The sequence below is a fragment of the Arthrobacter sp. B2a2-09 genome, assembly GCF_027587375.1.
Classification (GTDB): domain Bacteria; phylum Actinomycetota; class Actinomycetes; order Actinomycetales; family Micrococcaceae; genus Arthrobacter.
Genome location: NZ_JAMXIC010000029.1, coordinates 15,628 through 33,790 on the forward strand (window position 1 = coordinate 15,628; position 18,163 = coordinate 33,790).

An 18,163-nucleotide genomic window follows, 5' to 3' on the forward strand; every position below is an offset into this window, starting at 1 on the left:
GCTGGCCCAGCCTGTTGCCAATTTTGATAAATGCAGCCCTGCGACGCAGGACGTAGTGAAGGCCTCAGCCTTCCAACAGGAGCCGCTGGGCGCGCGGCGCAAGCGTGTGTTCCAGTACCAGGCAGGCCGCCCCGATGGCGCCGACGTCTTCGCCCACTCCGGTCCCGACAACCTCTATGCCGTGGATGCTGTTGGCGGCGCTGTTGGCGGCGAGCAGGGCAGGAATGCGATCCAAGTAGCGTTCGGCCATGCGGCCCCAGAATGGGCCACCGAAGACGACGCGTTCGACGTCGAGGGTGTTGGTCACCACCGCAACCGCACGGGCAACCAGCACCGCCGACTTATCTATGATCGCGATGGCGCGTTCGTCACCTGCATCTGCGGCATCACAAAGCCGGGCAAAGCCTTCCTGCACTTCCGGGCCCTCGGTGCCTTTGCGGCCACCGTTCAAGACACCTTGCTCTTCGGCTTCGGCCACGAGGACCTGCGGGATGCAGGAAGACTTGACGCACCCACGGAGGCCGCAATCGCATTCGGGCCCGTCCGGATCAACAATGATGTGTCCGATTTCGCCGGCGTTGCCTGAGGTTCCGCGGACAACTTCGTCGTTCAAGACGATGCCGCAACCGATGCCGGTACCCATATACATGAAGATGAAACTTCCGGTCCCGCTGGCCCCGCCCGCCCAGGTTTCAGCGACGGCCGCGCTGGTGACGTCCTTGTCCATAAGGGTCTCAAGCCCGGTGGCTTCGGCAAGCGCGTCCCTCAGGTGCACCCGGTCCCAACCCATCATCAGGGGCGGGTCGACGACGGTACCCTCATCAAGGTCTATGGGCCCCGGCGCCGCGACGCCAAGTCCGGCGATCTTTCCCGGATCAACACCGGAATCTTCGATCAGCGCCTTGATTTCCTCCGCTATGGTGGCGATGACGCGCTGTGGATTGCTCCCGGCCGGGGTGGGAATCCGGGAGTGCTTCACAACGTCGCCCACCAGGTCCAGGACCACGGAGGTGATGACCGCGGGATCAAGGTGGACGCCAAGCGCGTACATGCCGGAAGGGTTCAGGCGCAGGATGGTGCGGGGCTTACCCGGACCGCTTCCTTCCTTGCCTGCCTCGACAATGAGCCGCTGATCCAGGAGGCGGCGGGAGATATTCGAAATTGTCTGCGGCGAAAGGCCAACGATTTGGGCGAGTTCCACTCGGCTCAGTCCGCCCGATGAGCGCCTGATTGCGTCGAGAATGACGGTCAGGTTGAAGTCCCCCATGCGGGGCAGATTGGTTCCGCGCCTCGGAGTCGGCTGGCGGATCTCAGTCACGGATTCCCCTAAAATCATTCGAATAATGCTGTTGCATTTGCATCGTACGGCACGTGTGCTTGTCCCGGTATGCCCACACGCTGCCCAGGCGTAACGGACCCCGATATTGCTGATGGGAGGCCCTGGAATATGGCACTCATGCCCCAGGCCGAGCTGGACGTCACCGCGGGGTTGGTGAGGAGCTTGCTCGAGGAGCAGCTCCCAGGGTTATCGGACCTTCCGTTGGAGCTGGTGGCCAACGGCTGGGACAACGTCATGTACCGGCTTGGCAAGGAGTGGGCCGTCCGATTGCCCCGCCGGGAGGCGGCAGCGCAGCTGGTACTGCATGAACAGCAATATCTCCCCGAGTATGCCAGGCATTCCCCGGTGCCCCTCCCCAGCCCTATCCACTCGGGACGGCCATCTGCAGACTATCCATGGCCTTGGAGCGTGACTCCTTGGTTGGAGGGACTCTCCGCGGTGCTGGTGTCCCAGGGGTCACGGAATGCCGCGGCCGAGGACCTTGCCGCGTTCCTCGTCGCCATCCACGTTCCGGCCGCACCTGGCGCGCCCGTCAATCCCGTCCGCGGGGTGCCTTTGGAAGCGAGGTCTGACGCGGTCATGGACCGGCTCGACGATTCCGGCCGCTATCCGCAGGCTGTGCGGTTGCGGACGCTCTGGACCGAGGCTTGCCTGGCGCCGCTGTGGGACGGACCCGGGCTGTGGCTGCATGGAGATCTCCACCCGGCGAACATCCTCCTGCGGCCCGACGGCCGGCTCGCCGCCGTCGTCGACTTCGGAGACCTCGGGGCGGGGGATCCCGCCGTCGATCTGGCCGTCGCGTGGTTGATGTTCGACGGCGGCGCGCGGCACCGTTTCATGGCGGCCTTCGGACCCGCAGTGGATGCCGCTACTTGGGCCCGGGCCCGCGGTTGGGCTGTGGTCCTGGCGACGGCGATGGTCAGTTTCTCGGATGACAATCCGGGAATGGCAGGGATCGGGCATTTCGGGGTGGAGCAGTTGCTGTCGGAGCCGCACTGACCCCTTAACGACTGACCCTTAGCGTTTGATGCTGCGCGTCACGGTGAATTTCGGGTTGCGGCCGATTTCGGTGGTGGGACCGATCAGCCTTTCCAGCGCCGCGCGGTACTGCAAGTGGCTGTTGTAGACAGTCCAGAGTTCACCGCCGGAAGCCAGGACCCGTGCCGCGGCATCAAACATCTTCGTGGCCGCGCCGGCATGGACGCTGGCGCCGAGGTGGAACGGCGGGTTCAGCAGGATGAGGTCGGCGCTGCCTGTCTCGAAGGTGGACATGGCATCGTCCTGGACTACCGTGATTCGATCTGCCAGCCCGTTGGCTGCCGCGGTTGCCTTGGCGGACGCGACTGCTGCGGCCGATTGGTCCGTCGCGGTAATCAGGGCATTGGGACGGTTCCGGGCGTACATCGTGGCGAGGATCCCGGTCCCGCAGCCAAGGTCTACCGCGTGGCGGGCTTCGGGGATCCTGTCCAGGAAGCCCAGGAGGAAGCGCGTGCCAATATCCAGCTTCGTGCCTGAAAAAGCAGCCCCATGGGCACAGACGGTCATCCCTAGCTCGGTGTTCTGTTCCGAGACCGGGAAGGGCTCCGCAGTGTCCGGCCGCTTGGGGCTGGTGGCAAGCAGGACACGTGACTTCCGCTGCGCAAGCTGCGGCTGCACGGACCCGAAGCTGCGTTCAAGGACGGCGTTCATGCCCAGGGACATGTGCTTGACGCGTCCTCCGGCCAGCAGGACGGCTCCCGGCGATGCAAAGCGCGCAACGGCGTCGACGATCTCTTCCAGTTCCGCGAGGGCCTTGGGCAGCTGCATGATCACCAGTTCGGCGCCGTCGAGCAACCCGGCACCCAGCTCGAACTGATCAAAGCGGCCGGACAGCCCGGACGCGTCGGCGTTCCGTTGCAGGGCGAGCCTGCTCACGTAAAGGTCTTGGGACACCCGGACATGCCCGACGCCGAGGGCTGCCAAAGCGCCCAGGGTCAGGGCTCCGTAGCGATCACCGATCACCGCAACGCGGGTTTCCGGATTACTGATGTAGCCTGCCGCGGTCTCAAGGAGGAGCCGGTCGGTCGCGTCGTGCGCCTGAAGGTTCTCAGCCTCGACGTCGGGGAACCGGCGCAGGGTGCCGAACAGCGTCTCAAGGTGTGCATCCAGCTCGGTCAAGGTCACGGTGCACCACCCTATCCCCCTCAGGAACCCTCGACAACACGGGGGCCGTGGAGGATGGTAGAGATTGCAAGTAATCGACCGTCTGCCCGCTGCTGAAGGGCACGGCACACGCCGAAAGCAGCTCAGGCACCACGGTCCGCTGCGGAGAGCGAGCCACGTTGCGGACTTGGAAGACCAGGCTCCCACTCCCCCCTGTGAGCAAACCATGACTGTCAACCTCGTCACGCAGCTTGAAGTAAAGTCGCACAATTCCCCTGATGAAATCCGCCGTCCGGACAAAACCGTAGTGGAAAACGTCACCGTCGGTGACTACACCATCGGCCGCCTCAGCTTCGAGCCGGGCTGGACGTGGGCGGATTGCATCAAACCGGTGGTCCAAACAGATTCCTGCCAACTCAACCACGTAGGGTACTGCGTTGCCGGTGCACTGGAAGTCGAGACCACCGACGGCAAGAAGATCAGCATTTCCAAGGGAGACTCATACACCATCCCACCGGGACACAATGCCTGGGTCGTAGGCGACGAGACCTACTCGGCCATCGAGTTTGTCAGCGCAGCAGAGTATGGAGTCAAGCCCGAGTAGCGGTAGGTCCACTCAGTGACGCGCCCTGAGCGAATACGCAAAACGCAGAAGGGAACCGCCTCGTCCGGCAGTTCCCTTCTTGCAAAAAGTTGAGGCCTTACCCGAAACACGAACCAGAACCATGTTTCAAATAAAGCCTCCAGGGTGGAGCTGAGGGGACTCGAACCCCTGACCCCCTGCATGCCATGCAGGTGCGCTACCAGCTGCGCCACAGCCCCGAACTTTGCTCGCTTGGACTTCCGTCCGCGCCGGAGCAACTCGTCAATACTAAACCACAAGGATGTGAGATAGGAAATCGAACGCCATCGGCTCCCGGTTCGATGATGTGCGATAGGACAGATGAGGTGCGGTCGATTACTCGGCCGCACCTCCCCCCATTACTGCCCTTCGACTTGTTGCTGCAAACACAACGAGCCACTGGACTGAAGTCTAGAGGTTGGAAGGCCATTAAACAAACCGTTCAACCGGTTTATGACCGACCGGGCTCCCCGGAAACTTGGTAGGCAGAAGAAAATTCACCAAGAGCACCGCTGAACGTTTCTGGTTCGCGCCCGGAGATCCGCCAAAGACGTTCAGAGGAATACCAGTGATCCTTCGTCACCAAGTCAACCTGGTGGCCGCTGAACCCTGCAGCGCGTAGGGCCGAGCCGGCACGTTCGTCATCTCCCAGAAACTGCGGGTACTCCATACCGAATACCCGGGCAACGCCCTGCAGGAGGGATGACACCCGAACAGGTTCCGGATATGCGGCATGGAAGGCCTGTCCGGATTGCCGAGGAGCCAACGCAAGCCCGGAAACCAGTCTTCCCAGTGCCTCCGCACCGATGAGCGAAAGCTGCGCCGAACCGTCACCCGGCCACCCGCCAGCCACCTTCATCAGTTTGAGCAGGCCCGGAACAAACCAGCGGTCTCCCGAGCCAAACACGAGGTTAGGACGAACAACTTCGCCGCCGTAGCCGAGAATCAGCTGTTCGGCGACGGCACGGCTGGCGCTGGCCACCGAGGCCGGGTGGTAGCCGGCTTCAGATTCAAGGAGGCCACGGTGAGGGCCGCTTCCGTAAACACTGCAGGTACTGACGTAGATCACCCGGGCGACTCCGGCTTGCCGGCACTGCTCAATGACGTTGCCTGTGCCGGTCTCGTTGATCGCATGGGCAAGACGAGGGTCGGAGCCTACATATGATGCGGCATGGATTACAACATCCGTATCGCACAAGAAGGGGGTCAGGCTCCCGGAGACGGAAATGTCGGCGGTCGCAATGGTAGCGTTACTATTTCGTAGTCTTGCAACCGGTTTTCGTGAGAGTGCCACAACGTGCGCCCCTCCGGATCCGGCGAGTGAGGCTACAACCCGACTTCCAATGAAGCCTGACGAACCCAGGATCAGAACCCGGGGCACATGGTCAACACTTGTTGGCATGGCCCTCACCGGTCTTCGGGTCCGTCAGATTCATGTACTCAAGTATCCCGGACGCAGAAACCGGAGAGGTCTCCACGCGGATCATGCAACAACGTGCCAAAGCCACCCGAACAGCAGTGATTGAGGGAGCAGCGTCGATCTTTGAAGAGGTCGGCTACGGGAATGCGAGCCTGAGCGACGTCACTGACCGCGCCTCGGTCACCAAAGGCGCGCTCTACTTCCATTTCAAGTCGAAGGAAGACCTTGCGCTAGCGGTCATCGCCGAACAGCACAACATTGTGCGTGTCGCAGGTGAGCAGATCGCCGCCGCCGGGCTGCCTGCACTGGAGACCATGATCGCCATGTGCCGAACATTCGGGCAACAATTGCTCGATGAGCCAATCGTCAGGGCTGGAATCCGGCTGACATTTGAAGCCTCGGCATTCAACGGAGACGTCAAAGGTCCGTACCACGACTGGGTCACCACCATGGAGATACTGACCGGCCAGGCTCAACTGGAAGGTGATGTGCGGCCCGATGTCGATGCCGCCGACTTCGCCCGGTACCTGGTTGCGTCCTTCACGGGAGTCCAGATGGTCTCCAACGTGCTGACCGAACGACGCGACGTTCTCAAACGGATTGACGACATGTGGCGTTTCATGATGCCGGCCATCGTACCGATTCACCCGCAGGACCCAGGCACTCCCTGAATTAGCGCGACCCTTTGACCCTGGCCACCAAGGACATCAGGGTGTCTTCCTTGTGCAACAACCGGACCCTCATCACCCCACCCGCATCATTTGACTCGAGCTGTGTCACGGCAACATCCACGGGATAGCTGAACTCGACCAGCTTCATGAATTCCGCCTCAAACAGGGAAAAATCGGCATCCGGTCGGGAACAGGCTGCGCGCACGGCCTGCCTCGCGGCCTCCACCAATAGCATTCCCGGGACGTGGTCCAAGGGATGGTCAAAGAAGATGGGGTGGGTTGGATCAACTCGCAGCGGCCAGACGAACGGGCGACTACTTTGCCCGAGCATGACGTTCCGCTGGGTGGCATGCCCGACGTCGACACACGCCAGTAAGTCTTCGCCCGGAGCGGGCAGCTCAGAGGGGACCGCCCCTCGGAATCGCTCATATGTCGCAGGATTCACAATGCGGGCCGCCGCCATTCCTTCCCCGATGGAAGTGCCGTCAACAACGAACCGAGCAGACACCGTCAGGGCCGACAACTGCCCTGCGCTGAGCTTCATATCCTTCACGTCAAGCTCGACAGCAACCTGCGCGGGGACCAAGGGATCCAAAGCCGCGGCTTCCACTGAGATGCCCATGTGCGGCATGAGGAACTTGTGCGTGAGAGGCACCCCGCACAAATGGGACAAGAAGATCACTGCCTGCCTCAACGTCTCAGCCATGAGGGCCGAATCCGGCGAACCGTCCGATGATCCATAGAAAACATGCCACCGCGGCCATTGCGCTCCCGCAACGAACCGCCTGGAACTTGATTGAACAAAGTCAGTCAAGAAGACTTCCGAAACGGAGCGCTTATGAACGAGCTCCCGCTTGACGGAAGCCTCAAAGAGCGCTTCATTGCGCATTGGGTCCCCCACTCTTCCCAGGATTGCCAGAGCAACCATCGCTGCTGTTGCGCTCACCATTAAACGCACAAATCCTATCGGCAAGCTGGGCCCGTGGAGTTATCGGAGCAGGTGAACCGGCCTCAGTTGACATACCTACTGGTCGGTTTGTAGTTTAGCCCTATGGAGATTGGCGACACCGGCAGCACACCAAAGGGCGCAGCCACGCGTAGTGAGATCCTTCGGGTTGCCGCGGACGTCTTTGCGCGCAAGGGTTTCGAACAGACCCGGATGGACGACATCATCCGCGAAGTCGGGCTCACGAAGGGAGCCATCTACTTCCATTTCTCTTCGAAAGCAATGTTGGCCCAGGCCGTCGTCGACGAGCAAAAGGCACGTTGGCTGCGTCGCGTCCACGATGAAATTCTCAGCAAGAACAACCCGTTGGAGGAACTGCGCAATCTCGGGGAGTTCATGGTCAATACAGTCCTGAGCGACTCTTCCGCGTGGGGCGTGGTGCACTTGGCTAATCAACTGGCATCCACGAAAGAGCATCCCGGGGGCACCTCTCCCCTCGCCGCGTGGGTTGATCTCGTGGCTGGCATACTTCAACGGGGCCGCGCAAGCGGCGTCTTGGCGTTTTCAGGGGATCCCAGCGACGCAGCAACGGTTATTGTGGCCGCATTCGATGGGTTGAAGTCGGTCACCGACGCCCTTGACCCCAAAGATCTCGATGCCTTCGAGCGACGCGCGACGCTGCTGTTGCAACTCCTCGAACGGCAATTCATTTCCAGCCAGTAATGCAGCAAATCAAGAGCCAAAGACTTCGACGCTCAGCCAAAAAACAAACCGCACAGTCAGTTTATTAGGAGAAGAAATGAACATTTCAGCCAAAACAGCCCTCATCACTGGAGCGTCCACAGGCATTGGTTCAGTCTTTGCCCGGAGGCTGGCCGCCGAGGGTGCACACTTGATCCTGGTTGCCCGCAGCCAGGACAAACTTGACGCGCTTGCGGGTGAACTCCGCGGGCACGGCACCGAAGTGACCGTCCTGGCCATGGACTTGAGCCTGCCGGACTCCGCGAAGGAACTCCACCTCGCCACCGAGTCCCTGGGACTCAAAGTGGACATCCTGGTCAACAACGCAGGATTCGGAACACACGGACAAGTTCTCCATGCAGACGCCGATCGCTATGTGGAACAAATCCAGTTGAACTGCTCCACCTTGGTCGGTACCACCACGCGATACCTGCCCGGCATGGTTGAGCGCGGCTCGGGGGCTGTCATCAACATCGCGAGTACGGCCGCGTTCCAGCCGATACCCCACATGGCCGTCTACGGCGCAACAAAGGCCTTCGTGCTCTCGTTCACCCAGGCACTGTGGGCCGAGACGCAAGGCACAGGCGTGAAGGTCCTTGCCGTTTGCCCGGGGGCTACGGACACGCCCTTCTTTGAAATCGCTGGCGAGGCTGCAGCCGCTGGATCCATGAGGACCCCGGGGCAAGTTGTGGACACCGCCATGTCCGCGATCCGCGCGAACAAGCCAAGCGTTGTGGATGGCCGGCTCAACTCCTTTGTTGCCCGGGTGGCCGTCAAGCTACTCCCGGAGAAGCTGGTGATTGCGGCCGCGGGACGAGCCGTGCGCCCGGCCAACTAACTAGCAGTAGGTGTCGTTTTGAGGGCTCAGAACGACACCTACTGCCAGTCACTTGGGCTACCGCGCGAAAATGGACAACGCTGCGCTCAGGTTCCCTGGATGATTCCTATCTGGACTACCCCTGTGTTGACCAGCGTCTTGGCCAGGTAGACAACCTGGCCGGAGTGTTCCACGGTCTGGGTCAAGATCAGCACCGGGTCCTTCGCATCCAGTTCAAGCAGCTCGCCTCGCGCGACGCCCGGGGTGCCTGCCGCGATATCGGTCTCGCCGGGGCCAAAGGCCGGGCCAATAGCCGAGATCAAGTTGGCCAGCAGCGTGGCCCCTCCCCCGACGTCGTCCACAATGGCCCGTGCCGCTTCAGGGTCACGATCAATGAGACCCCCCTTGCTTGCGGCGTGCTCTTGGACCAGGGCAATGGGTGAACCGTCCCGCTTGAGGACACTCTCGAAGAACCAGGAGGGCTCGTCTTCGCGGATTCCGAGGGGCTCGGCCGTGAACACCGACGACGACGGGTGCAGTACGTGCTGCGTACGGCTGACCTGGATAGCTGATCCGGCCTCGGCAAGAATCTCCTCCATGGGCCTGATCCGTTCAAGGCCGACCCGCGGCAGTCGGGTGGCCACAAAACGTCCAATGCCTCGGCGGGAGCGTACGTATCCGTCTTCTTCGAGGAGCATGAGCGCCTCACGGACCACCGTCCGGCTGACCTTCATTGCAGACCCCAGGTCCGATTCCGAAGGCAACAGCGACGAAACGGGGAAGTGCCCCGCCCGGATCGCGTTCATGATGCGCGAGTACACGGCAACGCGGAGCGGGATGTTGGCCGTGGCATCCAAGGGCTCCGAAAGAACGGCTTCAGCACTGCGGTCCAAGATGGCTCCTTTCGTCGATATTGAGAGTTTACGTGATGGGTATTCCAAGCTTGTATAACAAGCATGTATGATTCACGTATAAGCCATCTTGTGCTCTGCGCCACACCTGCATCGAGCCGCCCCCGAAGCCGTTTTGTTTCAAACAAGGAAGTTTGTCCATGACAACCCAAGCCACCAGCACCGCAGGGCTCCCCCTTCGGCGAAAAGCAGCCCGAGTGCCTGTCCTCATCGCCACGCTCATCCTTTCGATCCTCAGTTACCAGCTCAACGCCAGCCTGTTCTCGGCGGCCCTGCCAGCGATGGCCGCACACTTCCAGGAATCCACCGAAAACGTTGCCAAAGTCCAGTCGCTGTTCTTCCTGACCGGCGCGGTCCTGGGCATGGCATTTTCCCGATGGAGCGACTTCCTGGGACGCCGCCGCACCCTGCTGATCGTCCTCTCCCTGATGTTGTGCGGCACGGTCCTGTGCCTGCTGGCGCCGAACCTGACCGTTCTCCTCGTGGGCCGGGTCTTGCAAAGTGCAACGAGCGCCACGTTCACCATTTCCTTCCTGCTCTTGTCCGAGCGCTTCAGCAAGCGCCTCTTCGGCATTTCCGTCGGTGTCATTTCGGCGGTCAACGGCGGCATTGGCGGGCTCGACGGCTTCCTGGGCGGTTTCATCACCGACACCATCGGCTGGCAGTTCCTCTTTGTCTTGGTCCTCGGCGTGGGGGTGCTGGCGATCGTGTTGGTCGCCGTCGTGGTCCCGAAGAGACCCGCCCGGACACGTGAGGGACGCATGGACTGGTGGGGCGCGGGTACCTTGGGCACGTTCCTGGTCCTCTTGAGCAACCTGATCGGACAGGCTTCTACGTCCGGATGGGGCGATATCTGGACCCTTGGCTATCTCGCCGGCGCCGTGATTGCCGGGCTGGCGTTCGTCGCCGTGGAGCGGCGGGTTGCGCGTCCGCTGATCGCGCTCGAGCAATTGCGATCCCGCCAGGTATGGCCGGTTTTGGCGAGCACGGTGTTGACGCTTGCCGGCATCTTCTCGGCATTGAACTTCACCGTGATCCTCCTGAGCCAGGACGCAAAAGCCGGATACGGACTGTCCGCCTCCATGTCAGCCCTCCTGTACCTGACGCCTACAGCGTTCGTGGGTGTGCTCACGGCGGTGTTCTCCGGCTGGTTCGCGCAGCGCATCGGCTGGTTCAAGGCCCTGCGGATCAGCAGCGGGCTGATCGTCGTGGCAGCGGTTGCGGTCGCAATCTTTGCCGCCGACCGCTGGATGGTCTTCGCCCTGCTGATCATCATGGGAGTCCTGTATCTCGGTCAGTTCCAGAGCACCGTCAGCGGCATCGCCGTGCTGAATTCACCCAAATCGGCACCGGGTTCCGTGCCCGGCCTGAATGGAGCATGCTTTGGAATCGGAGCCAGTGTAGGAATCGCCGTCGTCGCACCCGCCGTCGCCGCCGGGACCATCGCCGGCTACCAAACTGCCCTATGGATCTCGGCGGGCTTCGCGCTCGCGGCCTTTGCTGCTTCCCTGATCCTCCGCCCTGTCGCTGCGAGCGCCGCGGCGGCCCCCGCCGCCGTCGCCTCCCATGCTTAAGCCCGAACCCGAGTCACCAAACCTACGAAGGAGCACCATGACCACCACCACGCCGCAGCCGTTCTACCTCGATTGCGATACCGGAATCGACGATTCCCTGGCAATCGCCTATCTTCTGGCGAGCCCTGAGGTGGAGCTGGCCGGGATCGGAACCGTCAGCGGCAACGTCAGTGCCGCCGTCGGGGCCGTCAACACGTTGAACCTGCTCCACGCTGCCGGCAGGGCCGGGATCCCGGTTGCCGTGGGTGCCCACGATCCCCTCATGGGCACGTTCGACGGCGGAGCGCCGCACGTTCACGGCGACAACGGCATCGGCGGGGTCACCCTGGAGGACTCCGGACTGACGTCCGAATCAGAGACTGCCGCAGAGATGCTGGTGCGGCTCGCCAACGAGCGTCCGGGGGAATTGCGCGTCATCGCCGTCGGTCCGCTCACCAATCTGGCCCTCGCACTGCAGCTGGACCCGAAGCTCCCGGCGCTCGTCCGCGATGTCACGATCATGGGCGGAGCCGCGTTTGTGCCGGGCAACATCAGCCCTGTCGCCGAGGCCAACATCTTCAATGACGCCGAGGCAGCGGCGGTAGTGATGGAGGCCGATTGGCCGGTCACCTTGGTTCCCTTGGACGTCACCATGAACCACCGCTTCGATGAGTCCCATCGTGCGGCCCTTGAGGCAGCCGGACACCCGGTGGCCAGTGCACTCTCCGGGATGCTCGTCCAGTACTTCGCCTTTTACAACACGATTTTCGGTGAGCATTGCGCCGCCCTCCACGATCCGCTGGCGGCGGCAATCGCGGTGGGTGCCCTTGAGCTCGACGACGCTCCGTGCGTCGGAATTTCCGTGGACACGAGCACGGGTGAGGCTCACGGCAAGACCCGCTGTGAACTGCTCGACGGCGGAGCCGCCGGCGCGCGGGAAGTGCCGGAAAGGGCGTCCAGGGTTGTGCTGTCCGTCAAGGGCGACGCCGCCGCGCACCTTCTGGAGCGGATCCTGTCCCTGCCGACGGCTGGCTGAAAGGTTTTACGATGAACACTTCCGACAACGCGGCTTCCCACGGCAGCGAGTTCAGCAAGGCCGACACGGAGTTTCTGAACCGCGCCATTTCCCTCGCGCGGGCAGCCCGCGATCGCGGCGACCACCCGTTCGGCGCACTCCTGTTGGCCCCGGACGGGACCATTGTGGAAGCCATGAACACCGTCAACACCGAACACGATCCCACTGGGCACGCCGAAACCAATCTGGTCCGTCTGAGCGCCAAGAAGCTCGATGCCGTGGCATTGGCCGGAAGCACCCTGTACACGAGCACCGAACCGTGTGCCATGTGCACGGGAGCAATCTACTGGGCGGGAATCGGACGCGTGGTCTATGCCTTGTCCGAGAAGGACCTTGCCTCGATCGTCACCGAGCAGTCAGGCGTGCCCACTCTTGACCTGCCGTGCCGCGAAGTCCTTGCCCACGGCGGCAGCAGAGTCACCGTGACGGGCCCCGTTCCGCTTCCCGAGGCAACAGAGGTCCACCTCGGCTTCTGGCACTAGACCGGAAACCCAACACCGCAAACCAGCACCACCAGAAGGACAACTCATGCCCATCCCAAGCACGCTCACTGTTCTTGGCAGCCTCAACGTCGATCTCACGTGCCGCGTCCACCGCCTACCCTCCCCTGGTGAAACCATAGGCGGCGGCAACCTTAGCCGTCAGGCAGGCGGAAAGGGCGGCAACCAGGCCGCGGCTGCTGCGCGGCTGGCCGGGGCTGCCCGCATGGTGGGCGCCGTCGGCGCGGATCCGGATGGACGGCTTCTCACGGAGGCCCTGGACCGCGCCGGTGTTGATATTTCGGCAGTAGGGCAAGTTTCTTCGCCTACGGGCACCGCGTTGATCGTGATCGACAGCGACGGCGAAAACCAAATCGCCGTCGCGCCTGGAGCCAACGCCGTGGTTTCGCTGGAACGCGCCGATTTCTCCGACGGCGTGCCGGTACTCGCACAGCTGGAGATCGCGGTCGACACCGTGCTGGAAGCCGCACGCCGCACCACCGGGTTCTTCGCCCTCAATGCGGCCCCGGCCCAGGCACTGCCGGCAGAGCTTTTGGAACGGTGCGACCTGGTCATCGTCAACGAGTCCGAGTATGAGCTCATCCCCGAGCTTCGGAACGCCAAACGCGTGGCCGTTACCTACGGTGCAGGAGGGGCGTCGATGTACGCGCAAGGAATCAAAATCGCCCATGCGCCCGCGACGAAGACGAGCGTCGTCAACAGCGTGGGCGCCGGCGACGCCTTCTGTGCGGCACTGGTGCTGGCCCTCGTTTCGGGCCTGGATGAGGAAAGCAGCCTCGCGGCGGCCTGCGCGGTGGGGGCCGCCGCCGTCGCGAGCGAGCTTTCCCAACCGGAGTTCGAGCGGCTGGAACACTACGTGGGCAGGCGTTCGGTCCGGAGCGCCTAGCCTTCACTCCTGTGCCGCGGAGACCCGAAAGTTCCCGCGGCGCAGGAAGCTAGCGCGTCGGAACACCGTCAAGTAGTGTCGTGAGCACGCGTGTTCGCGCCAAATCCTCCGGCGCGAGGGCAAGGGGATCGCGCTCGAAGACGGTGAGGTCCGCGCGTTTGCCGACCGAAATCGAACCCGAGTCAGCTCCCAGCCCTGCCGCTGCCGCAGCGTGGCTCGTATATCCTTCCAGGGCCATGAGCGGGGTGAGCGCCTGGTCAGCTTGCACGGGTTTCGTTTCCGGGTGTTCAACCGGCCTGCGCAGGATGGAGTCCGCCATCATGGCGCGGGGGTCATAGGGGGTAATCGGCCAGTCGGATCCTAGTGCCACCGTCACTCCGGCCTCACGGAGATCACGGCAACGCCAGCCCCTGGACGCCCGTTCTTCGCCAAGCCGCACCGACCAGTTGTCGCTGCGGTCAGCGCGTGTGTGGTGGGTGCCGTGGACAGGCTGCATGCTCGCCGCCACACCGAGTTCGGCGAAGCGTTCGACGACGTCGTCCGGGATGGTCTCGATGTGCTCGATCCGGTGCGCAGCCCGGTACCGGTCTTCGCCGGCGGCGGCGAGCGCATCGAGCACGTAGCGAACTCCTTGGTCTCCGATGGCGTGCGTGGCGGTGGGGATTCCGCGCTCCACGAAGAATCTCAAGGCCTTTTGAAAGTCCTCCGGGTCGGTCCATACCGATTCATTGTTTTCTCCGTAGATGTCGGGCTGTTCCAACCACGCCGAGCCGTTGTCGATGGTTCCGTCGATGAAGAACTTGACTCCTTCTACCTTCCAGCGCCGGCCGCCCGTGCCTTGCAGGGCCGCAATCTCCTCCAGTTCAGTCTGGGACACCCCGGCATTGACCATGGGCGAGAAGCGGAGGCGCACGGGCAGCTCGCCTTGCGCTTCCAGCCGGGTGGCCAGTTCGGCCGAACCTTCGACGAAGTCCATGACGTGGGTTGAAGCGATCCCGACGTCGGCCATCCCGCGCAACAGCGTCCCGAGCCGTTCCGCCCGAAGTTCGAAGCCCTCCTGAGGAATGGCCTTCGTCACAAGGTCCAGGGCACTGAACTCCACAATGTAGCCGGTCGGTTCGCCGTCGTCGTCGACGGCGATCCATGACTCGTCGGGAAACTCCACCGCACCGGTGATCCCGGCGGCCGCGAGCGCAGCGGAGTTGATGATCGCGGAGTGGCCGTCACGCATCCGAAGGAACATAGGCACCCCGCCAGTCGCGTCGTCGAAGACCTTGCCGGTGAAGCCTGTCTCGGTGAAGAGGTTGGGGTCCAGGCCCCAGGCGATGACCCACTCGCCTGCGTGCGCTGCTTGGGCGGCCTCGCCGATGATCCTCTTGACTTCGCCGAGCGGCCCGAGGTCCGTCAACTGCACGCCCCGCGCGAACTCGAGGCCGTACACCACGTGCGTGTGGCTATCGTTCAGGCCCGGCACGATGGTGGCATCTCCGTAGTCCAGAGTGGCGGTTCCCGGTCCCCGGTACGCCTCAATCTCCGCGGTGCTGCCGACGGCGACGAAACGTCCCTCTTTGATGGCAATCGCTGTTGCGCCTTCCGTCTGCGGGTCAAGTGTGTGGATGCGGCCGGCGAGGATGATCGTTTCGGCTGCTGTCATGGCATTCTCCTTGGTATTCCTGTTGTTGGCGTGCACATGCCTAGCGGCTGATCGTGACGGTTTCCCGTTTCAAATCCGCGAAGAGGGAGTCGACGCGTTCCTGTTCAGCCTGTGTGGCGGGCTTGGCCAGGGAGACCGCCAGGTAGACGGTGAGGTTGACGATCAGCCCGGCGACACCAGAGGTCAGTCCGCCCAGCCAGGGAATGGACAACGGGCTTGGATAGATGAGTTCGAGCACGGCGGCGACCAGGATTCCGGAGACCATGGCCGCATTGGCCGCAGCGGCGGTCCCGCGGCGCCAGAAGATGCCCAGCAAGAGGGTGGGCGCGAGCTGGCAGATTGCCTGGTAGGACACGAAGGCGATCACCACCAGCCCGGAGACTTGGTTCGCTGTTGCGAGCGCTACCGCTGCGGAGACAACCGTGACCGCGGCGACGGCGATCTTGGCGCCTTTGGAGGATTCAATTCGTTCCTCGCCCCGTGCCCCGACCACGTCGTTGGCGATCTGGGTGCCGAGCGCCTGGAGGTTGGCACCCACATTGCCCATGGTGGCTGCGACAACGCATATCCCTGCCACGGCAACAAGGCCTACGCCGCCGATTCCGGCCATGATGAACCACACCGTGTCCGGGGCATCGGATACCCCCGGGACACTCGAGGCGAGCAGCGACATGGTGGTGAGCGCTGCCGAGAAGATGAACAGCAGCGGCGCGGCCTGCAAAGCGGACTTCTGGACCGTGCGCGGAGACCGGACGCTGAACATTCGGACGAACAGGTCCGGCCAGCACCAGGCACCCATCATTCCGGTGAAGATCAGGGAGAACAAGTAGAGCGGTCCGGCGGGGCTGTCCGGGCCTGGCAACTGGAGCAGTTGGGGTGCGACCGCTCCGAAGCCGTGGCCGTTGGCGAAGAGCCAGACGAGCAGGCCCAGGATCACCAGGAATCCGATGCCGTAAGCGAAGAGGCCCTGGACCATGTCGCTGATGATGATTCCGCGGGTGCCGAGCTTGACGGTCCAGATCTGGCGGGCGGCAATGAAGAGGACGCCGATCATCACCGCCAAGTATGGCGAGACTTGGCCGAAGGAAAGCGTGGAGAAGACAAGACCTAGCGATTGCATGCCGAGGACCACCCAGGGCACGGAGGCCAGGACGCCGATGATCGCCGCGATGATGCGCACGGAACGGGAGTTGTAGCGCAGCCCCAGGAGGTCCGCCTGCGTACGGAGGTCATGGATGCGGCCCCACTTGTTCACTGGTGTGCCGAGGAAGAACATCAGCACCACGCTGAGCAGCGAATAGGAGAGCGAGTACATACCCATGACGCCCGCACTGGCGGTCAGTCCGGCGAAGGCGATGAACACCGTGCCGGCGAGCCAGGTATTGAGGAAGGACATCGTTCCGAACCAGGAGTTGAAGGAGCGTCCGCCGGTGGCGTAGTCGCTCATAGAGGAGTCCCCGCGCCGGCCACGGCTCATGACGAACACCACGAGCGCGGTGAAGAGGAGGATGGCGCCGTAGCCGATCGCCATGTTCATTTCGCTTCCTCCCCTTCGTTGCCGCTGGCCTTCCACAGTGCGAAGAGGGACAGGGTCACCAGCGCATTGGCCACCAGGAAGTACCAGACGGAGGACTGTCCGTTGCTGAACAGCCAGTGCACGGGCGGAGCGAGCAGGAGCAGGAGATCGATCACGAAGATCGTCCTGCGGACTTCACTTCGGCGGTCCGAAGTGAGGGCGGGTGTGGACATTGGGCTTCCATTCTTCCGGGACATCATTGGCCGAATACGGAGATTTTCAAGAGCGGGGATGACTTGCGGGAACGTTCCCGCAAATAAATTCTGGAACGGGTATCGCCCAATGTCAAGAGGTAGGTCCCGTCGGCCTAGGATGAGGACATGGCAAGAAGCAGAGCAACGATTGTGGACATTGCGCGCGAACTTGGCCTTTCGAAAACCACCGTCTCAAGCGCCTTGGGCGGCACTGGCCGGATCTCAGACCAGAAGCGTGAGCTGATCCGCGAAACGGCCAACCGCCTCGGCTACGTCACCAACCGCGCAGCCAGGAGCCTCAGGGTCAATCGCATCGGCACGATCGGCCTCTACATCCCGCCCGTGGCCCGTAGCCTGGCCTTCTACATGGATTTCGCCTTCGGAGTCACGGAAGGCGCTGCCGCCGCGGACTACGACGTCACTCTTTTTGCCCGCGAACTTACCCCTCAACGGGCCTTCCAGGTGGACGGCGTCATCGCCATCGATCCCTCGCCGGGAGAGCCACTCGTGGCAGCCCTGCTCGCTGACGGCATCCCTGTAGTATCGGTCGGCCGATACACCGGCCCGGGCGAGGATCGGATACTCGGCACACTCGAGGCGCACCACGTGGAACTGCAGACAGCCATCCTGGACCACCTACTGTCCCGCGGACGACGACGCCCTGCCCTTATTGCCGTCGACGACGCCATCTCCTCCTCCTGGGCAGTCGACACCCGGAACACCTATCTGGATTGGACCCGTCGCAATCGCATCGAGCCTAGGGTGTATGAGGTCGAGGCGAACGCAAGTCCACGCGAACTGGTCGCCGCCATCACGGACGCGGTCGACAACGGCGGAGCAGACGCCCTTGTCTGCGGCGCCCAAGGACATGCCGCCCAGTGCCAAATCGTGCTCGAAGGCAGGGGCCTCACGCTCGGCAAGGACCTCGACGTCGCATCCTTCGCGGGAGCGGCCTCCCTGGAGACAGGCAATCCACTCATCAGTTCAATCGACCTCGCACCCCGCGACTACGGCACGGCAGCAACGGAACTGCTCGACGCCGTCATCGGCGAGCCCAACGCTGCCGCGGTGCACCGCTGGTTCGAGGGCGCAAGCGTGCAACTGGCCGAGTGAAGC

At 63.0% G+C, this 18,163-nt stretch carries 18 protein-coding genes and 1 tRNA gene; 10 read left to right on the plus strand and 9 right to left on the minus strand.

What is annotated here, in order from left to right:
• Positions 1–64 precede the first annotated feature (64 nt).
• On the minus strand, positions 65–1,318 hold the full coding sequence (locus tag NFJ07_RS22165) for an ROK family protein (RefSeq protein WP_269997854.1): 1,254 nt from the start codon (positions 1,316–1,318) through the stop codon (positions 65–67).
• A 129-nt stretch (positions 1,319–1,447) separates the two neighbouring features.
• On the opposite strand from NFJ07_RS22165, the gene NFJ07_RS22170 reads away from it, so the two are divergent.
• Complete coding sequence (locus NFJ07_RS22170) at positions 1,448–2,338, plus strand: aminoglycoside phosphotransferase family protein (RefSeq protein WP_269997857.1); 891 nt, start codon at positions 1,448–1,450, stop codon at positions 2,336–2,338.
• Between the two features lie 18 nt (positions 2,339–2,356).
• On the opposite strand, the gene NFJ07_RS22175 is transcribed toward NFJ07_RS22170, so the two are convergent.
• A complete protein-coding gene (locus NFJ07_RS22175; RefSeq protein WP_442865384.1) occupies positions 2,357–3,496 on the minus strand; it encodes a class I SAM-dependent methyltransferase in 1,140 nt (379 codons plus the stop codon).
• Between the two features lie 211 nt (positions 3,497–3,707).
• Between NFJ07_RS22175 and NFJ07_RS22180 the strand changes: the two genes are divergently transcribed.
• Complete coding sequence (locus NFJ07_RS22180) at positions 3,708–4,085, plus strand: cupin domain-containing protein (protein WP_269997861.1); 378 nt, start codon at positions 3,708–3,710, stop codon at positions 4,083–4,085.
• A gap of 145 nt (positions 4,086–4,230) precedes the next feature.
• Here the strand turns inward: NFJ07_RS22180 and NFJ07_RS22185 are convergent.
• A tRNA-Ala gene (locus NFJ07_RS22185) sits at positions 4,231–4,303 on the minus strand.
• A 251-nt stretch (positions 4,304–4,554) separates the two neighbouring features.
• A complete protein-coding gene (locus NFJ07_RS22190; protein ID WP_269997863.1) occupies positions 4,555–5,505 on the minus strand; it encodes an NAD-dependent epimerase/dehydratase family protein in 951 nt (316 codons plus the stop codon).
• Between the two features lie 32 nt (positions 5,506–5,537).
• Here NFJ07_RS22190 and NFJ07_RS22195 point away from each other — a divergent pair, with 32 nt between their 5' ends.
• Positions 5,538–6,194: a ScbR family autoregulator-binding transcription factor gene (locus NFJ07_RS22195; RefSeq protein ID WP_269997865.1), complete on the plus strand. Its 657-nt coding sequence runs from the start codon at positions 5,538–5,540 to the stop codon at positions 6,192–6,194.
• Position 6,195: 1 nt separating this feature from the next.
• Here NFJ07_RS22195 and NFJ07_RS22200 read toward each other — a convergent pair whose 3' ends face one another.
• Positions 6,196–7,143 carry a ScbA/BarX family gamma-butyrolactone biosynthesis protein gene (locus NFJ07_RS22200; RefSeq protein WP_333482077.1) on the minus strand — a complete coding sequence of 316 codons (948 nt, stop codon included), beginning with the start codon at positions 7,141–7,143 and terminating at the stop codon, positions 6,196–6,198.
• A gap of 102 nt (positions 7,144–7,245) precedes the next feature.
• On the opposite strand from NFJ07_RS22200, the gene NFJ07_RS22205 reads away from it, so the two are divergent.
• Both NFJ07_RS22205 and NFJ07_RS22210 read left to right on the plus strand, forming a co-directional pair.
• Positions 7,246–7,863, plus strand: a complete 618-nt coding sequence (locus NFJ07_RS22205; protein WP_269997867.1) for a TetR/AcrR family transcriptional regulator — start codon at positions 7,246–7,248, stop codon at positions 7,861–7,863.
• 76 nt (positions 7,864–7,939) lie between these two features.
• The gene (locus tag NFJ07_RS22210; protein WP_269997869.1) at positions 7,940–8,719 is read left to right on the plus strand and encodes an SDR family NAD(P)-dependent oxidoreductase; all 780 of its coding nucleotides are present in this window, start codon (positions 7,940–7,942) and stop codon (positions 8,717–8,719) included.
• An 86-nt stretch (positions 8,720–8,805) separates the two neighbouring features.
• Here the strand turns inward: NFJ07_RS22210 and NFJ07_RS22215 are convergent, their stop codons facing one another.
• Positions 8,806–9,591 (minus strand): GntR family transcriptional regulator, encoded by a 786-nt coding sequence (locus NFJ07_RS22215; protein WP_269997870.1) that lies wholly within the window; start codon positions 9,589–9,591, stop codon positions 8,806–8,808.
• A 158-nt stretch (positions 9,592–9,749) separates the two neighbouring features.
• Here NFJ07_RS22215 and NFJ07_RS22220 point away from each other — a divergent pair, with 158 nt between their 5' ends.
• The 4 genes from NFJ07_RS22220 to NFJ07_RS22235 are packed head-to-tail and all read left to right on the plus strand — an operon-like array spanning position 9,750 to position 13,623.
• Entirely contained in the window at positions 9,750–11,183 is a 1,434-nt protein-coding gene (locus tag NFJ07_RS22220) for an MFS transporter (protein WP_269997871.1), read from the plus strand.
• 37 nt (positions 11,184–11,220) lie between these two features.
• Positions 11,221–12,198 carry a nucleoside hydrolase gene (locus NFJ07_RS22225; RefSeq protein ID WP_269997872.1) on the plus strand — a complete coding sequence of 326 codons (978 nt, stop codon included), beginning with the start codon at positions 11,221–11,223 and terminating at the stop codon, positions 12,196–12,198.
• 11 nt (positions 12,199–12,209) lie between these two features.
• Positions 12,210–12,719: a nucleoside deaminase gene (locus NFJ07_RS22230; protein ID WP_269997874.1), complete on the plus strand. Its 510-nt coding sequence runs from the start codon at positions 12,210–12,212 to the stop codon at positions 12,717–12,719.
• Between the two features lie 46 nt (positions 12,720–12,765).
• Complete coding sequence (locus NFJ07_RS22235) at positions 12,766–13,623, plus strand: PfkB family carbohydrate kinase (protein ID WP_269997876.1); 858 nt, start codon at positions 12,766–12,768, stop codon at positions 13,621–13,623.
• A 49-nt stretch (positions 13,624–13,672) separates the two neighbouring features.
• Here the strand turns inward: NFJ07_RS22235 and NFJ07_RS22240 are convergent, their stop codons facing one another.
• Genes NFJ07_RS22240 through NFJ07_RS22250 form a run of 3 tightly spaced genes read right to left on the minus strand, consistent with a single transcriptional unit; the run spans position 13,673 to position 17,026 of the window.
• Entirely contained in the window at positions 13,673–15,277 is a 1,605-nt protein-coding gene (locus NFJ07_RS22240) for an amidohydrolase (RefSeq protein WP_269997877.1), read from the minus strand.
• Positions 15,278–15,317: 40 nt separating this feature from the next.
• Positions 15,318–16,814, minus strand: a complete 1,497-nt coding sequence (locus NFJ07_RS22245; RefSeq protein ID WP_269997878.1) for a sodium:solute symporter family protein — start codon at positions 16,812–16,814, stop codon at positions 15,318–15,320.
• Positions 16,811–17,026, minus strand: coding sequence for a hypothetical protein (locus tag NFJ07_RS22250; RefSeq protein ID WP_269997880.1), 216 nt, complete (start codon positions 17,024–17,026; stop codon positions 16,811–16,813). Before NFJ07_RS22250 ends, NFJ07_RS22245 begins: the two co-directional genes overlap by 4 nt.
• Before the next feature lie 147 nt (positions 17,027–17,173).
• Here NFJ07_RS22250 and NFJ07_RS22255 point away from each other — a divergent pair, with 147 nt between their 5' ends.
• Positions 17,174–18,160: a LacI family DNA-binding transcriptional regulator gene (locus NFJ07_RS22255; protein WP_269997881.1), complete on the plus strand. Its 987-nt coding sequence runs from the start codon at positions 17,174–17,176 to the stop codon at positions 18,158–18,160.
• Positions 18,161–18,163: the final 3 nt, after the last annotated feature.

Bases quoted from the DNA above. Each gene is read 5' to 3' on its own strand.
- NFJ07_RS22170 (WP_269997857.1), top strand. From the start codon at position 1,448: ATGGCACTCATGCCCCAGGCCGAGCTGGACGTCACCGCGGGGTTGGTG.
- NFJ07_RS22180 (WP_269997861.1), top strand. From the start codon at position 3,708: ATGACTGTCAACCTCGTCACGCAGCTTGAAGTAAAGTCGCACAATTCC.
- NFJ07_RS22190 (WP_269997863.1), bottom strand. From the start codon at position 5,505: ATGCCAACAAGTGTTGACCATGTGCCCCGGGTTCTGATCCTGGGTTCG.
- NFJ07_RS22195 (WP_269997865.1), top strand. From the start codon at position 5,538: ATGTACTCAAGTATCCCGGACGCAGAAACCGGAGAGGTCTCCACGCGG.
- NFJ07_RS22200 (WP_333482077.1), bottom strand. From the start codon at position 7,143: ATGGTGAGCGCAACAGCAGCGATGGTTGCTCTGGCAATCCTGGGAAGA.
- NFJ07_RS22205 (WP_269997867.1), top strand. From the start codon at position 7,246: ATGGAGATTGGCGACACCGGCAGCACACCAAAGGGCGCAGCCACGCGT.
- NFJ07_RS22210 (WP_269997869.1), top strand. From the start codon at position 7,940: ATGAACATTTCAGCCAAAACAGCCCTCATCACTGGAGCGTCCACAGGC.
- NFJ07_RS22220 (WP_269997871.1), top strand. From the start codon at position 9,750: ATGACAACCCAAGCCACCAGCACCGCAGGGCTCCCCCTTCGGCGAAAA.
- NFJ07_RS22225 (WP_269997872.1), top strand. From the start codon at position 11,221: ATGACCACCACCACGCCGCAGCCGTTCTACCTCGATTGCGATACCGGA.
- NFJ07_RS22230 (WP_269997874.1), top strand. From the start codon at position 12,210: ATGAACACTTCCGACAACGCGGCTTCCCACGGCAGCGAGTTCAGCAAG.
- NFJ07_RS22235 (WP_269997876.1), top strand. From the start codon at position 12,766: ATGCCCATCCCAAGCACGCTCACTGTTCTTGGCAGCCTCAACGTCGAT.
- NFJ07_RS22240 (WP_269997877.1), bottom strand. From the start codon at position 15,277: ATGACAGCAGCCGAAACGATCATCCTCGCCGGCCGCATCCACACACTT.
- NFJ07_RS22245 (WP_269997878.1), bottom strand. From the start codon at position 16,814: ATGAACATGGCGATCGGCTACGGCGCCATCCTCCTCTTCACCGCGCTC.
- NFJ07_RS22250 (WP_269997880.1), bottom strand. From the start codon at position 17,026: ATGTCCACACCCGCCCTCACTTCGGACCGCCGAAGTGAAGTCCGCAGG.
- NFJ07_RS22255 (WP_269997881.1), top strand. From the start codon at position 17,174: ATGGCAAGAAGCAGAGCAACGATTGTGGACATTGCGCGCGAACTTGGC.